Genomic DNA, 14,777 nt, shown 5'->3' with positions numbered 1-14,777 from the left:
CATCAGCTCCAGCGTGACTGGAGCGCCCGCAGGAGCATGATGGAGGAGGCCGGTGCGGCCTTGACGAAGCCGAAGAAGGGGCCGAAGTCCCGAGTGGCCGCGAACCCGGTGAGGTAGAGGCCGGGAACGGTGGTCTGGAAGCCCTCGTCGAGCACCGGGAAGCCGTTGCGGGTGGCGATCTGGTCGAGCAGGCCGGCCAGGTAGGGGACGCGTCCGAGGTCAGGCGCGTACCCGGTGGCGAACACTATCTGGTCGGCCGTCAGAGTCTCGGTGTTCGACAGGGTGATCTGCAGGCCGTTGCCGCTTGCGCCGCCGTCCACGTGGACCACGTGGCACTGCGGCCACACATGGACGACGGAGGGGGCAAGACGCGGCGGCAGCCATGGCTCCAGCGTCGCCCGGCCGGCCTGCCAGCACCGCGCGAGGACCGCCTCTCGCTCCGCGGCCGTCAGCCGGCGCCACCAGCCTGCCACCCGTAGCGTGCTCTCGACATGCTCGTCAAAGAACTCCCAGCTCACAGGTGCGAAGCGGGGCGCGGGATGACGATGCACGACATCGATTCGCTCCGCACCGTGCTCACTGATCAGCGCCGCCCATTCGTACGCGCTCTGCCGGCCTCCAATGATCAGGACGCGCCGTCCCGACAGGGTGTCGAAACGGACCAGCTCACTGCTGTGGGCGGCGCGACCAGGCGGCACCTCGGCAGCCCAGCCCGGCAGTTGCCCGAAATAGCCGATGCCGGGGCCGGCGATTACTACGTCGCTGCGCACGCGTCCGCCTCCGGAGAGTTCGGCCTCGAATCCGCCGTCGTGCCGGGTGATGGCGGTGACCAGCTCTTCCTGGACCGTTATGTGCTTGGCATGGCAGAACCAGTCGGCGTAGCCGAGGAACAAGGTGACGGGTATCGGGTCGACGTCATCAGCGGCGAGGCGCTGCTCGTCCAGGAAAGCCCGCAGAGTGTGCTCCCCGGTGGCATCCAGGTGCCAGTCGTGGCCTGAGCGCAGCAGCAGCCCGTCGGGCATGTGCTCGCGCCAGAAGCCCATCGGCCGGCCGACCGTGAACGTGTCGATGCCATGTTCTTGGGCGAGCGCGGCCGCGGACAGGCTGAACGGGCCGGCGCCGACGATGAGCACGCTCGTGGAGGTGGTGTCATTCACGGTCAGCTCCTGTCCCCGGCTTTGATGCGGATCCAGTCGTTGCGCGACATGCGCGGCGCATCGACGTCCGCACGGCGGCTCTCAGGGGCACGCACTCTGCAAAGCGCCTGCTGGATACCGAGCCGCCGGCATCTCACACCCAGCAGTGGCAGTCGCCGGTGAATCGGCAGCTCAGGTGCGCGGTGCCGGACGCGTCGTCATCGCCGGGCGATCCGGTCTTCCCCGGGCCCGGAGTCGAACGGGCCGCACCAGGGCGTCGCCGCCGGCCCGGCAGTACCACCGGCACGTGTGCTGCGCCGGCGCGCTCCAAGCCCCATGGACGTCTGCGTTGCGGCAGCGGCATCCGGCACCAGAGCTCCTCACACCCAGGTGACGGCCCCACGCTGTTGAGGATCTCTCGGTGGTGGACACTGCCGCAACCGAGGCTCGCCAAGCCGCGGCCGGGCAGGTGCGGCACTCGCTCGGCGATGATCAAAGGCGTCCTCGCCGGACTCGAGGGTCTTCGGCGCGGCACAAGGCCTTCGACCCGCCCACATGGGCCTGCCATGGCACTGCCGGCCCAGACGCCCCGCGGGATTCGCAAGACCCTGCCGGCCGGGCGACCGCGCGACCCACCGGAAGGTGAGATCCCCGCTCCTCGCAGGAGGGAGGCGGGCCGAAGCACGGCCCGCTACTCCGGCGTAGGGTGAGGACATGGCCGCGTACGAACACCTGACCGTGGCGGCCCGAGGACCGTCCGCTTGGGTCACCCTGAACCACCCCGAACGCAGGAATGCCCTGAGCTGGAGCATGCTGCGGGAACTGCACAAGGCCCTTACCGAGGTGTCTGATTCCCCGGCGACGGGCATCGTACTGGCAGGAAATGGCCCGGTCTTCTGCTCGGGGCACGACTTCGCCGACGTCATCGGTGCGGACACCGACGACGTGCGAGAACTGCTGGAGCTGTGCACCGGGGTGATGCGGCTGATCCAGTCCGTGCCGCAGATAGTGGTGGCCAGGGTGCACGCACTGGCCGTAGCCGCCGGATGCCAACTGGTGGCGACCTGCGACCTGGCGGTGGCCGGCGAGTCTGCCGGGTTCGCTCTCCCCGGGGGCAAGGGAGGCTGGTTCTGCCATACGCCCGCCGTTGCGGTGGCCCGCTCGGTCGGGCGCAAGAGGCTCATGGAGATGGCCCTGACCGGCGACGTGATCAATGCGCGTACCGCCGCCGATTGGGGGCTGATCAATCGAGTGGTTCCCGACAGGGAGCTGGACACCGCGGTGGAAGAACTACTCGCCCGCGCCACCCGCGGCAGCCCGGCCAGCAAGGCGCTGGGCAAACAGACCCTCTACGCTCAGCTGGACCGCCCGGAGGCCGATGCCTACGAGATCGCCGGTGAGGTCATGGCCGTCTCCTCCCAGTCCCCGGCAGCTCGGGAAGGCGTCGCCTCCTTCCTCGACAAGCGGGCACCGGTGTGGCCCGCGTGACACAGACCCGGCGGCACTTCGCGCTCCCGATGAAAATGGGCACCAGCACCGCCCGCACCTGGAGTTCTCCAGGTGCGGGGCCAGGGGTGGTGTGTCCGGACTCGGGGAACAACGGAACCGCGGCTGGCGGTAGCGCCGGTTCCCGTTCGGATCTCTCACAAACGGTCATTTGTGAGAACGAGAGCCAGAGGCATCACCCCGTTCTCGGCGTGCGGCACCGCCCTGCAAGGGCTCGCCGTGGCGGGCCTCGCCGGCAGTGGCCCCTCCGCGGTGCGGTTTGCTCGCGCCGACCGAACAGCTCGGGGTACTAAGGGAGTTCCAGCACACTCACCGCAGACCCCTGTCACCAGCTGGAACTTCGCACAGCGCGACGAAGCAGGAAGCCTGGCCTGCCCGCGTACGGAGGGCGGTCGTTGCGTGCGGACGGACTGATCCACTGAGGTCCCGGAGCGTATACGCTCCTCTCGGCGGCCCAACGGGCGACAGGGGGAGCGAGAAGTTGCAGGAGCTGCGCGAGGCGGATCCGCGGCGGATCGGGCCGTACGAGGTCATGGGCAGGCTCGGCGGGGGCGGGATGGGCGAGGTCTATCTCGCCGAGGCACGCGCGGGCGTCAGGCTGGCCGTCAAGGTGGTGCGGGCCGAGTACGCCGAGGACCGCATCTTCCGTGCCAGGTTCCGTGGGGCAGCCTACGGGCGTACGGGGCGGACGGGAGCGTGCGCTGGCAGACGGCGTCCGGGCCGGCCCCCACCAGCGAGCCGGCGGTCGTGGACGACAACGTCTACGTCAGCACCTTCGGGGACGCGGTGGAGGCCCTGGACGTCAGAACCGGGAACCGCATGTGGTCCGTGCGGATCAGCGCCGCCCCCGGGCGGGCCGAGGCCGTCGACGGGACGCTGGTCCTCGGTTCCGCCGGCGACCGCGGGCTGCGGGGGATCACACTGGACGGCAGGCCGAAGTGGAGTGTCGACAACAGGGACGTGGGCGGCAGCCGCTACTTCACGTCCGTGGCATTCGGTGCGGTCGCCGTCACCACAAACGAGGGGCAGCTGACGGCCCTCAGCCCGCGCGACGGGTCGACGGTGTGGAACGTCACCGGCGGCGGCACCGGGCAGAGCCGCAGCGATCCGACGGTCCAGGGAGCGTTCGCCTACACCTGCCTGGACTCGACGCTGCACGTGGTGGACAGGCGCGGCAGGCTGCGGAGCCGGGTGGCCTTCGAGTACCCGCAGGTCGACACCCACCACCCGGTGGTCCGCGGCGACCGCGTCTACGTGGCCACCGCCAAGGGCGTCACCGCTTTGGACGTAATGGTCTAGTTGTCGAGCCCGATCGCGAACGCAGCCTCCAGGTCGTGCTGGGAGTACGTGCGGAAGGCGACGTGCGTGTCGGTGGCCAGAACGCCCGGGATCTTGCTGACCGCAGCCCGGTCGGCGTTCGCCATGGGCTGGGCGCCGTGCAAGTCATCGGCAACTGCGGCCTGACCTGAGGCGAGTTGCTGCTCGTGGGCTTGGTCGGCGGCGATGCGGGCGGCGATGAACAGGTCGGGCCGCGCCGGACGCCACCGCGGCCGGGATTACACGGGTCAAACTGTCGTGGCCGGCGTTTTGCCGCGCGAAGCCACCGCGTCCGTTCAGGGTGGGCCGTCCCCCGAGCCCCCGCCTCCGCGGGCTGCCCGCACTCCATCGAGCTGTCACTCGCAGGCCGCCGCCCGGACGGAATCTCCAAATCGGCACCAGCTCATGGCAGTTGCACGAACCGGTCGGCCCGCATCGTCAACTGCACGGCGCTGACGGACAACGACAGGCGATCCGCGTCCGCCGATGCTGGAGAAAACCACCGAGTCATTTCACTGCGAAGGCCGTTGCCGCGAGATGGGTAGTTTTCCGGCTCGTCGGCAGGCAGCACGCAGAGCCGATGTGCACCAACAACTCTCGCGGGTGAAAAGGCACGTCCGCCCCATCGTCCCGGGCAAGCGCGTCGCGGTCAGCTGGTCGACCGAGTACGTCGCGGGGAACCGGACCAATCAGCTCAGGAGCCGTCACGTGCGCAGTAAGCGACTCACCAGAAGAAGTCGGATATCCGCCGCGGTCGTGCTGCTGGCGATCGGCGCCACGATCACCGCGACGACATCGCCCGCCACAGCCGCGCCCGCGGCCGTGGCCCACGACGACTTCAACGGCGACGGCTACCCCGACCTCGTCGTCTCCGCTCCCGGCGGCACCGTCAGCGCCAAGAAGGGCGCCGGGTATGTCGCCGTCCTGTACGGCTCCCCGGGCGGCATCTCCGCCTCCCGGCGGGCGACGTTCAGCCTCAGCACCCCCGGCATACAAGGTCTCGCCCAGGTCAACGACAACTTCGGCAAGGCAACCGCTTCCGGTGACCTGGACGGCGACGGCTATGCCGATCTCGTCATCGGAATCCCCGGCAAGGACGTCGGCACCGCGGCCGACGCGGGTGCGGCGACGGTGCTGTTTGGCTCCAGGACCGGGCTGCACGGCGCCGACAGCCTGTGGCTGACAGACGGCAGCCCTGTGGCGGGCGACCGCTTCGGGATGGGCCTGGCGACCGGCCGGTTCAACGGATCCGGCACCGAGCTGGCCGTTCTCCACTGGAAGGACATACGTACATACGGTTTCAACGCCGCAGGCGGGGTCCGGCACGCGTCCGAGGCCGCCGCTCTGTCCTGGCGCCACAACGTCTCCACGCCCGCCGGCCTCACCTCGGGCGACTACAACAAGGACGGTGCCGACGACCTTGTCCTCCTCGGCATCGCCACCATTGACGAGTGGCTCTACCCTGTAGAAACGCACGGCTCGGCCACTTACTTTCCTGGAGGCCCCGACGGGCTGAAGTACGGCCGCTACGTCCCCGGTGGCCCGATCGGCGCCTCAGGTGACATCAACAGGGACGGCTACGCCGACCTCGTCATGGGCTCCCCCGCCGACAGCGACGACCTCAATGAGGTCCTGCTCGACGGCGGCAGCGTCGACGTCGTCCTCGGCGGACCCGACGGTCCGGGCGCCCCGGGATCCGCCTCACACCAGCGCTGGACCCAGAACTCCCCCGGCGTTCCGGGCACGGACATCAGAGGCGACTACTTCGGCGCAGCCGTCAGCGTCGGTGACATCAACGGCGACGGATACGCCGACGCCGCGATCGGCGCCCCGGGCAACAGGGTGCACGCCGAAGACGCAGGCACCGTGTGGGTCATGCGCGGCACGGCCACCGGCCTGACCACAACCGGCGCCAAGACCCTCAGCCAGGACCTCTCGTCCGTTCCCGGCACCGCCGAGAAGGCCGACCAGTTCGGCAGCGCCCTCCGCCTCATCGACGCCAACCGGGACCGCAGGGCCGGCCTGGTCGTCGGCGCCCCCGGTGAGGACACGAACGACGGCGGCGCCTGGGTCTTCTCCGGGACCAGCAGCGGCCTGGCCACCAGCGGCTCGTGGTGGTTCAACGGCGCCAAACTCCATGCCCCGTCCCCGGACGCCCGCCTCGGCGAGACCCTCGCCCCGTAGCCGCCGCGCCACAGCTTCACAGCAACGCCGCCCGCCCATGGGCCGGGGGCCCGTTCTCCCGTCCCACCGGACCTGGCGGTACCTCGCAGTCAGAACTCGTGTCCGGGCCACCCGGGCACGTACGCAGGAAGAATCGGGGAGGGGCATATCACTATGCGGACAATTCAGGGTCAGTACGCACGCCGTCGCCGATGGCTCGCTCTCGTCGCTGTGTTGGGCGCCGCCGCCCTGATCGCGGGCAGCGCCGGTTCGGCCGTCGCCGACGAGCAGACCGACAGTCTTTTCATCGACAGCCCGTACGAACTTCCGCTGCCCGTCGCCGACAGTGAGAGCGGCAACGCAATCCAGCGGACCTTCGAAGTGCGGCTCCAGCACTACAACGCGGACAACATCGTCACCGGCGGTCATCTCACCGTTGACGCAAGCGGTCTGGCGGACGTGGCCGAGGTGGCATGGCCCGACACCTGTACTCCGGACAGCACGGCACCGCTCACTGCCGTCTGTGACTTCGGGGCAATACCCGTAGGGTGGTCGTACAGGAGCGTCGCCGAGATCCGGCTGCGTGCCAAGGCGGACGCCGTCGTCGGCGCCTCCGGGACCCTGCGCCTGTCGGCGACCGCCGACAGCAGCTTCGGGCAACTCAACTCAGACATGACGGAGGTGCCCGTCACGATCGGCGACGGGCCCGATCTGTCGCTCAACCAGGTGCCCTATCTCGACGGCGTGGCGCCGCGTACGGACATCGCCCAGCCGGTCCGGCTCAGCAACTTCGGCAACCAGCCCGTCGACCGCACCCTTCTCACCTTCTTCGTCTCGCACGGGCTCGCACTCAAGAACCGGTACGGGAACTGCCAGTACGACGACGCCGACCCGGTCACGAACCCGACGATGGCCGCCGTGGTGTGCGTCATCGACCAGCCGGTCGTGCCCGGTACCACCTACGACCTGTCGGACGCCGCCGCGGTACGGACCACCCGCGCCGCCCTGTACGAGCGGTTCGACTACGCCGTCCAGCCGTACTCCGACGAGGCGTACCAACAAGCGCTGCGCTTCGGTGAGTTCGTCCCCGGCTCCGGCGCCGACCTCGCCCTGGAGCCGATGGCTGCCCCGTTGAAGGCCACGGCCCTGGCTCCGGACCTTGGCGAGGAGGACAACTACCGCGTCACCCAGATCAACGTCGCCAACACCGCCGATCTGATCGCGCTCGGCGACGAGGTGTCGGGGAAGCCCGGTGACACCGTCACCGCCACCGTCGGGGTGAAGAACAACGGGCCTGCCTGGGTCGCCTCGCTCGGGGCGGGTGCCCAGGTCGCGCCGGTCGAGGTGCAGCTTCCCGAAGGCACGACCGCCGTCGCCAAGCCGGACACCTGCCACATCCCGTGGACCGGCGACGACGACGGGACCGCGGAGCCCGTGGACACCGGGCACTATGTGTGCCAGACGCCGATCTACCTCTGGGAGAAGGGCCGGAACACCTTCACCTTCACCCTGCGGATCGACAGCGTGGATCCCGCCAACGCCCCCGGATCGGTCACCCTCCCCGACAACGGACTTGAGGGGCCGCGGATCAGCGACTTCGACCCGCAGTTGCACAACAACACCGCGCCGTTCACCCTCGCCGCCGACACCGGCTGACGAGCGGCGTGGACGCTGACCGCGACCTGGCAGTTGGCGCGTTCACCCAAGGCTCCGCAGTACTGCGGAGCCACGGCGACCGACGTTCTGCCGTCCTTGGGTACCGAACTGCTGCAGGCTCTGCTCGTTGCCGTCCGTCAGCCGCGAGGCCATGGCCTGGATGGACTTGCGGCGGCCGTCCAGCATCAGTCCCCGCAGGTAGCAGTCGCCCCTGGCCCGATGGTCCTTGCCGCGGCACCGAGGCGAACACATCAGCGACGAATAACGCCGACGTCACCCGAACACGGTTCACTTCATGGGCATCCACCCAACCCACCTTGATCCCGAAGATGCCCGACCGGAAGACCTGACGGAGTCCTATCAGCGGCCCGACGCGTGCGGCGGCACGTCTTCAACGGTGCGGCGCAGAGGTCCGTGTGGCCACCGTGACCTCTCCCCCAGCCGGTACCTGGCGCACCGTGCCCGCCGTCTCCACCGGGAGCGGTTCGCCCGTGTGGAGCCGCACGGTCGTGCCGTCGTGCCGGATGTCCACGTCGAAGACGCGGCCCCGCCAGCGGAGCCGCTTCAGGGTGATACCTTCCAGCGGGCCGGGCAGGATCGGCGCGAGGACGACCCGGTCGGTGCGCCAACGCAGCCCCGAGTAGCCGTACAGGAACTCCTGCAGGAAGCCGCCGTGGCCGGTCAGGAAGGTGAAGGCACCCCCGGCGCGGGCCTCGGCGAACTGCTCGAAGGGCGGTCTGACGAACGGTTCGACACTGCGCCGGGTGTACTCGAAGGCCGCCTTGGCGTCGCCGAGTTCGGCATGGACGATGGAGTGGACGGAGTCCGTCATCGACGGCCCGTCCTCGTGCGTACGGGGTGCGTAGTACTCCAGGTCGGCACGCGTGACCTCGGGGGGCTGCGGGTTCTCCCACGGGTAGGCGAGCATCACCACGTCGGCCTGCTTGATCATTTGGCCGTCGTACCCGGCGAACTCCGGGTGTGTGCCGCGTGCTTCGTCGAAGGGGACGACGATGCGGTCCGCGGTCTCGGCCCATCGCGGGTCGGCGCTCTTGCCGAGGGCCTCGGCGGCGCGGGCGGCGAAGCGCAGGGTGTCGCGGGCGGCGACGTTGGTGTAGACGGAGTCGTCGTGTGGTCCGACCGCGTACTCGTCCGGCGGGATCACGCCGTTGATGTGGCAGCGGCCGTCGGCGTCGGTGGTGACGCGGCTCGCCCAGAAGTCCGCGACCGCGCTCAGCACGGGCAGTCCCGCGGTACGGAGCCACTGCTTGTCGCCGGTGGCGAGCCAGTATTGCCAGAAGGCCAGGGCCACATCGGCGCTGACGTGCTGTTCGAGGCGGCCGAAGGGCGCCCACTCGGGGGTGTCCTCGTCACCGGTGAGTCCGCTCTCCCAGGGGAAGCGGGCACCCCGGTGGCCTCCGGCGTCCGCGGCGGCGCGGGCCGCGTCGAGCCGGGCGACCCGGTAGTCGAGAACGCTGCGCGCGATGTGCGGATGCTGGGCGAGCAAGGCGGGCCAGATCCAGGTCTCGGTGTCCCAGAAGACGTGGCCGTTGTAGCCGTCACTGGACAGTCCGGAGGGCGAGGGCGACCAGGGGGAGTCCTCGTGCATGCTGGTGAGGAGGTAGAACTTCGCGGCCCGCACGCGGCGTTGCAGCAGGGCGTCGCCGCGTATGACGATGTCGCCCTCCCATTCGCGTTGCCAGGCGCGCCGGTTGTCGTCGGCAAGCTGCGCGTGTCCCTCGCGGGCGGCCTCATCGGCGTGGGCCCGGGCTGTGCTCAGCGGCTCGTCCGCGGTGTGGGAGGTGGCCACGGACACGTACTTGGTGAACGTCAGGGGGCGTCCCGGGGAGGTGCGGACGGGGATCGTCTGCGCCGCGGTGCCGTCCAGCGCCGGGACGGGCTCGTCGTAGCCGGGTCCGCCCCGGCTGCCCGGCCCATGCAGGACGGAGACGAGCGCGGCCGTGACGCCGCTGCCCTCGGCTTCCACCAGCGCCCAGATCCGCCCGCGGCCCGCGCCCCGCTCCACGGCCCGGGTGCGCAACGCGGCACGTTCGTCCAGCGCGTCGGTGACGACGAGCTCGCCCTCCCAGTGCGGCGTGACCGTCACGCTCACGACGGCTACGTACGGCCTGGACCGATCGGTGAACACCTCGTAGCGCACGTCGGTGACCCGGCCCGCCGGGGAGGTCCAGCGGGCCTCGGTGATGATCGCCCCGGTGCGCAGGTCGAGGCACTGCCGATACCGCTCGATGCCGCGGGCCACCCCGGCGCGGGGGCTGGTCACCGGGGCCCAGTCGCCGCCGACCAGCCGCTCGCCCTCGTCTGGTGCGGTCTCGCGCGCGCCGGTTGGACAGGTGAATGCGGCGTTGAACGAACCGCTGCCGTCGCTCACGTCGAGCGTGGACCACGCCGGCAGGGACGCCTTGCGGGACCAGGTGCCGTTACGGCCGGTGTAGAGGCCGGCCACGTGGAACTGGGTGCGCACGGGAGCCTCGGCGAAGCCGTTGCCGGCCGCCGGGACGCGTGCGGCGAAACGGCCGTTGCCGGTGAAGGCGGGGTGGTAGCCGACGAGCGCAGCGAGGCGGGGGTCCCCGCGGCCGGAGGCTCGGAGAGGATCGTCCGTGGCCAGCACCCATGCGTCGACGGCCGGGGCGGGGCCGCCCCTGGTCGGGTCGCTCACCTACTTGAGCCCTCCTGCCGTGAGGCCGTCGACGATCCGCCGCTGGAAGAACAGCACGGCCACGACGAGCGGAAGGGTCACCACAACCCCCGCGGCCATCTGTGTGCCAAACGGCTGGTCGTACTTGTACTGCCCGGTGAAGAGGGACACGATCACGTTGGCCGTCATCATGTGACGGTCGTTCACCACGCTGACGGCAATGAGGAATTCGTTCCAGGCACTGATGAAAACGAGGATGGCCGTGGTGAAGACGCCCGGCGCGGCGAGCGGGAGCACGACCTTGCGAAACGCCTGCGCCGGTGTGCAGCCGTCGACCTGCGCGGCCTTTTCCAACTCGGCGGGCATCTGGCGGAAGAACGCCGTGAGGTTCCACACGGCCAGCGGCAGGGCGAAGCTCATGCTCGGGACGATCATCGCCTGGTAGGTGTTGATCCAGCCGGCGTCCGTGAAGAGCCGCAGCAGCGGGACCACCAGGATGATCGGCGGGAACATCGACGCTGCGATGATCAGTGTCAGGATCAGTGTCTTGCCGCGGAAGTGTAGCCGTGCCAGGGCGTATCCGGCGAAGATGCCGACGATCAGCGTGGCCGCGGTGGTGACGCCGGCGACGACGAGGCTGTTGACGAGGGCCCGGCCGAATCCGTTGTGCGGGTCGAAGGCCGCCGTGTAGTTGTCGAAGGTGACCGGGGCGGGCAGCGGCGCGTTCGAGAACTGGTCGGCCGGCCTGCGCAGGCTGGAGACCACCATCCAGTAGAACGGCGCGACGCAGTAAGCGACGATCGCGGCGATGCCGAGCCGCCGGGCCCAGGCCGCGCCCCGTCCGCCCCCGGTCGCCCCGCGCCGCGAAAGTCGTGTGAGAGACAGCATGCTCATGGCTCACTCCTGGTGCCCCGGCCGAGCAGATCGGCGCCGAACAGCTTCACGAACGCGAGGGCGACGACGGCGATGTAGACGAAGAGGACGGCCGCGTACGCGGCGGCCGAGCCGAAGCGCAGATTGGTCATCTCGTTGAAGGCGATCATCGACAGCGTCTCGACCGAGTGCTTGCGCGGCCCCACCAGGACGTACGGCAGGTCGAACATGCGCAGTACATCCAGGAGGCGGAACAGAACGGCGACCACGAGGGCCGGGCGGACCAGGGGCAGGGTGATCCGCCAGAAGACACGCAACGCAGAGGCGCCGTCGACGCGGGCCGCCTCGTACAACTCGCCGGGGATGATCTGCAGTCCGGCGAGGACGAGCAGGCCGATGAACGGCGCGGTCTTCCAAGTGTCGGCGACGACCACGGACAGCCAGGCGTGGAACCCCTCGCTGCTCCACAGCACTTGGGTGCCGAGGAGTTCGTTGGCGACACCCTGGCTGTTGAAGATCCACTTCCAGAGCATGCCTGAGATCGCGGTGGGGATGGCCCAGGGCACGAGGACGGCGGCGCGGACGAGCGCGCGGCCGCGGAAGGCACGGTGCATCACCAGGGCCATGAACACGCCGATGAGGACTTCGAGGGTGACCGAGGCCAGGGCGAACGACGTGGTGTTCCACCAGGGTCGCAGCAGCCGGTCGTCAGTGAAGACAGCGGCGTAGTTGCCGGTTCCGTAGTGACTGGTGGTCGCGACGAAACCGGTGTGCGGATCAATGCCCTCGGTGGACACCTGGAACGACAGCCGCAGAGCGGCTATCACCGGGTAGCCGATGACCAGGGCGAGGACCAGCAGCGTCGGCGAGAGCAGTGCCGCAGCCAGGCGGCCGGTCCCGGCCCGGCGCGAGGTGCGCGGGGGCCGGGACGCCGGGGCCGTGCGCCCCGGCGTCTGGGCGAGTACGGACATGAGCGGGACCCGCCTATTTCTCGGCGATCGCCGCGGAGAGGTTCTTCTGCATGTCGGCGAGGGCTGCGTCGACGGACTTCGAGCCGTTCAGCGCGGCCGCGGCGCTCTCCTGGATGGCGGCCGTGGCGTCGCCGTAGTGCACCACGACCGGCCGGGGTGTCGCCGTGGCCAGTGACTGCTTCAGCGTGTCCAGGTACGGGAACTGCTTGCGCAGGGCCGGGTCGTCGTAGAGGTCGGTGTACGGCGGGGCCGCCGAGGTGACCTTCAGGTTGGTGCGGGCGTTCTCCTCGTTGGAGAAGAACTTGATGAAGTCGAGCGCGGTCGCCTTGTGCTTGGCGAACTTGCTGATCGCGAGGTCGAGTCCGCCGAGGCTCGACTTGCCGGGCCCGTCGAGACCCGGCAGCGTGGCGACGCCGAACTTTCCGGCCACCTTGCTGGAGCCGTCCTTGGCGTTGGCAAGCGTCCACTGGTACGGCCACTGCCGGTGGAAGAGCAGGTTGCCTGCCTGGAAGGCGCGTCGGCCGTCCTCCTCCTCGTAGGTGGCGGCCTGCTTGGGAATGGAGCCGTCCTTGAAGCCGTCGACGAGGAACTGCAGGCCCTTCTTGGCGGCGTCGGTGTCGACCGTCGCCTTGCCCTTGGCGTCGACGACGCTGCCGCCCGCGGAGGCCACGGCCTCGGAGAAGTTGACGGTGAGCCCCTCGTACTTGTCGAACTGGCCGGCGTAGCAGTCGATGCCCTTGCCTTCAGGGAGCTGACGGGCCTTCGCGCAGTCCTGCTTCATCTCGGCCCAGGTGGTGGGCGGCTTGGCACCGATCTTGCCGAGCAGGTCCTTGCGGTAGAAGAGCAGCCCGGCGTTGGTGTTGAACGGGATCGCGTACTGCCTGCCGAAGTAGTTCCCGGTCTTCACGACGGCGGGGATCATCTTGTCGAGCGGGAAGTCCTTGGCGGGCAGTTCGTCGATCCACTGGTTGGCCGCGAACTCGGCCACCCAGATCGGGTCGAGGTTGAGCACGGTGTAGGCGTCCGACTTAGTCTGGGCGTTCTGGATGAACTGCTGGCGCTGTTGGTCCGCGCTCTCCGGCAGTTCGACGAGGGTGACCTTCTCGGCGGGGTGCTGTTGGTTCCAGCGGTCCAGCTGCCCTTGCAGGGTGCCGGTGGTGTCCTTGCCGGTGGCGAGGGTGATCGGGCCGCGGTCGTTCGACTTCTTTGGGCCGCCCTTGGAGTCGGAGGAGCCCGAGTCGCCGCATCCGGCGAGCACCGACGCGCACACCACTGCGGCAATCGCCGCCACGGCCCGCCGCCGCGGTCCCGCTCCCCCGGAGCCCGGGGGTGTCCGTCCCACACCCAACACCATCCGCAACGAACTCACCGTGGCCTCCTCGCTGTTCACCGGCAGGTCGCGGACCGCACCACAACACGGCTCCCGGCGGCGGCTCGTCGACGACCAAAACCCAGATTTGATCGTTCAAGATGGCCGCGAGAGAGCGTCCCGTCAACCCCTGGGGAGGGAATGTGCACACTCCAACTGACCTTCCCACGCCCATTCAAGACCGTCCCGACCGTTCTGCACCGCTTCCGCCGTCACCGGAAATTTGATCGTTCATATCCGGCTACTTCAGCCGTGAAGCATTGCCGATACGACCGCGTACGCACGGGAGCTCTGGCCGCCCCGCGGGACTGATGCTGACCGAGCCGCACCTGGGTACGCCGACGCGAGTTCGCTACTACGGAGCATGCTCCAACGGTTCGGCCCCCTCGCTCGCCGACATGGTGCGGCAGGCGCCGGCAGTCGGCTGCGGGCGATCGGACGGGCGCAGAGTTCTACAACGCCCTCCTGGCCGAGCTGCCCCACCTGCGACTGGCCTGCGTCCATCTCGAAGCCACCGGCGCCGAAGAGACACTGGGCGGCCTGCGCCCGACCTGACCGGCCACCCTCATCATGAACCCGGTGCTTCCGATGGGACGTTGCCGAGACGCAGGCGGGAAGGCGTTCGAGCAGACGCCGGAAAGCGATGCGGGTCTTCGTGCGCGGCTAGGCAGTAGCGTGGGCCGTGTGCGAAGGCCAGTTGGAGTCGGGCATTCTCGCGGTGGACAGCGAAGCGATCGGGGTCGGAGAAGACGACCGGGTCGCGGTTCGCGCCCGTCAGGAAGACGGTCAGCACTTCACCGCGGAGGATCCGCCGGTGGCAGCAGGCTGGTCATCGTGCCCGCTGGACACGCTGTGTTGGGTGGGTCGCCTGGCCGGGCCTGGCTCGCTGTTGGCTGGGCCCAGAACGCCCCCGGATCCGATGTGATCCGATCCTTGGAGCAGTTCGTCGCGGGCGTGACCACCAGCGGCTTTGGGGCTTGCTGAGCGCGATGCGCCAGGCCTCCTTCAGCTGAGCTCCAGGAGGCCTGGCCGTACGCAGCGCCTACTCAGGCGGGGGTGATGTTCTCCGCCTGCGGGCCCTTCTGGCCCTGGGTGATGTCGAAGGTGACAGCCTGGCCTTCCTGGAG

The 14,777-nt window shown here is 69.5% G+C and carries 10 protein-coding genes and 2 pseudogenes; 4 read left to right on the top strand and 8 right to left on the bottom strand.

Annotated elements, in window-relative coordinates:
• Positions 1-2: 2 nt before the first annotated feature.
• Positions 3-1,157 carry an NAD(P)-binding domain-containing protein gene (locus ACFYXB_RS36635; RefSeq protein WP_389589345.1) on the bottom strand — a complete coding sequence of 385 codons (1,155 nt, stop codon included), beginning with the start codon at positions 1,155-1,157 and terminating at the stop codon, positions 3-5.
• A 693-nt stretch (positions 1,158-1,850) separates the two neighbouring features.
• Here ACFYXB_RS36635 and ACFYXB_RS36630 point away from each other — a divergent pair.
• Both ACFYXB_RS36630 and ACFYXB_RS36625 read left to right on the top strand, forming a co-directional pair.
• Positions 1,851-2,624: an enoyl-CoA hydratase-related protein gene (locus ACFYXB_RS36630; RefSeq protein ID WP_389589344.1), complete on the top strand. Its 774-nt coding sequence runs from the start codon at positions 1,851-1,853 to the stop codon at positions 2,622-2,624.
• A gap of 714 nt (positions 2,625-3,338) precedes the next feature.
• Positions 3,339-3,941: a PQQ-binding-like beta-propeller repeat protein gene (locus ACFYXB_RS36625; RefSeq protein WP_389589343.1), complete on the top strand. Its 603-nt coding sequence runs from the start codon at positions 3,339-3,341 to the stop codon at positions 3,939-3,941.
• On the opposite strand, the pseudogene ACFYXB_RS36620 reads toward ACFYXB_RS36625, so the two are convergent.
• Positions 3,938-4,042 (bottom strand): annotated as a pseudogene (locus ACFYXB_RS36620) (Lrp/AsnC family transcriptional regulator); the annotation flags it as partial. The gene ACFYXB_RS36625 and the pseudogene ACFYXB_RS36620 sit on opposite strands and share 4 nt — an antisense overlap.
• Positions 4,043-4,667: 625 nt before the next feature.
• Between ACFYXB_RS36620 and ACFYXB_RS36615 the strand changes: the two are divergent.
• Both ACFYXB_RS36615 and ACFYXB_RS36610 read left to right on the top strand, forming a co-directional pair.
• Complete coding sequence (locus tag ACFYXB_RS36615) at positions 4,668-6,143, top strand: FG-GAP repeat protein (RefSeq protein WP_389589342.1); 1,476 nt, start codon at positions 4,668-4,670, stop codon at positions 6,141-6,143.
• Positions 6,144-6,296: 153 nt separating this feature from the next.
• A complete protein-coding gene (locus tag ACFYXB_RS36610; RefSeq protein WP_389589341.1) occupies positions 6,297-7,778 on the top strand; it encodes a hypothetical protein in 1,482 nt (493 codons plus the stop codon).
• Here the strand turns inward: ACFYXB_RS36610 and ACFYXB_RS36605 are convergent.
• The 6 genes and pseudogenes from ACFYXB_RS36605 to ACFYXB_RS36580 all read right to left on the bottom strand — a co-directional run.
• A pseudogene (locus tag ACFYXB_RS36605) lies at positions 7,766-8,085 on the bottom strand (transposase); the annotation flags it as partial. The gene ACFYXB_RS36610 and the pseudogene ACFYXB_RS36605 sit on opposite strands and share 13 nt — an antisense overlap.
• Positions 8,086-8,169: 84 nt before the next feature.
• On the bottom strand, positions 8,170-10,458 hold the full coding sequence (locus tag ACFYXB_RS36600; RefSeq protein WP_389589340.1) for a glycosyl hydrolase family 65 protein: 2,289 nt from the start codon (positions 10,456-10,458) through the stop codon (positions 8,170-8,172).
• Positions 10,459-11,331 (bottom strand): carbohydrate ABC transporter permease, encoded by an 873-nt coding sequence (locus tag ACFYXB_RS36595; RefSeq protein WP_389589339.1) that lies wholly within the window; start codon positions 11,329-11,331, stop codon positions 10,459-10,461.
• Positions 11,328-12,281 (bottom strand): sugar ABC transporter permease, encoded by a 954-nt coding sequence (locus ACFYXB_RS36590; protein ID WP_351366683.1) that lies wholly within the window; start codon positions 12,279-12,281, stop codon positions 11,328-11,330. The genes ACFYXB_RS36595 and ACFYXB_RS36590 overlap by 4 nt, the downstream gene beginning before the upstream one ends.
• A 13-nt stretch (positions 12,282-12,294) precedes the next feature.
• The gene (locus ACFYXB_RS36585) at positions 12,295-13,650 is read right to left on the bottom strand and encodes an ABC transporter substrate-binding protein (protein WP_389589338.1); all 1,356 of its coding nucleotides are present in this window, start codon (positions 13,648-13,650) and stop codon (positions 12,295-12,297) included.
• Between the two features lie 1,046 nt (positions 13,651-14,696).
• Positions 14,697-14,777: cold-shock protein (locus ACFYXB_RS36580; protein WP_389584148.1), on the bottom strand; the 81-nt coding region annotated here is incomplete at its 5' end.

Origin of the sequence: Streptomyces sp. NPDC002619 (assembly GCF_042889305.1) — a bacterium.
GTDB lineage: Bacteria > Actinomycetota > Actinomycetes > Streptomycetales > Streptomycetaceae > Streptomyces.
This window is presented reverse-complemented; position numbering and strand designations above follow the sequence as displayed.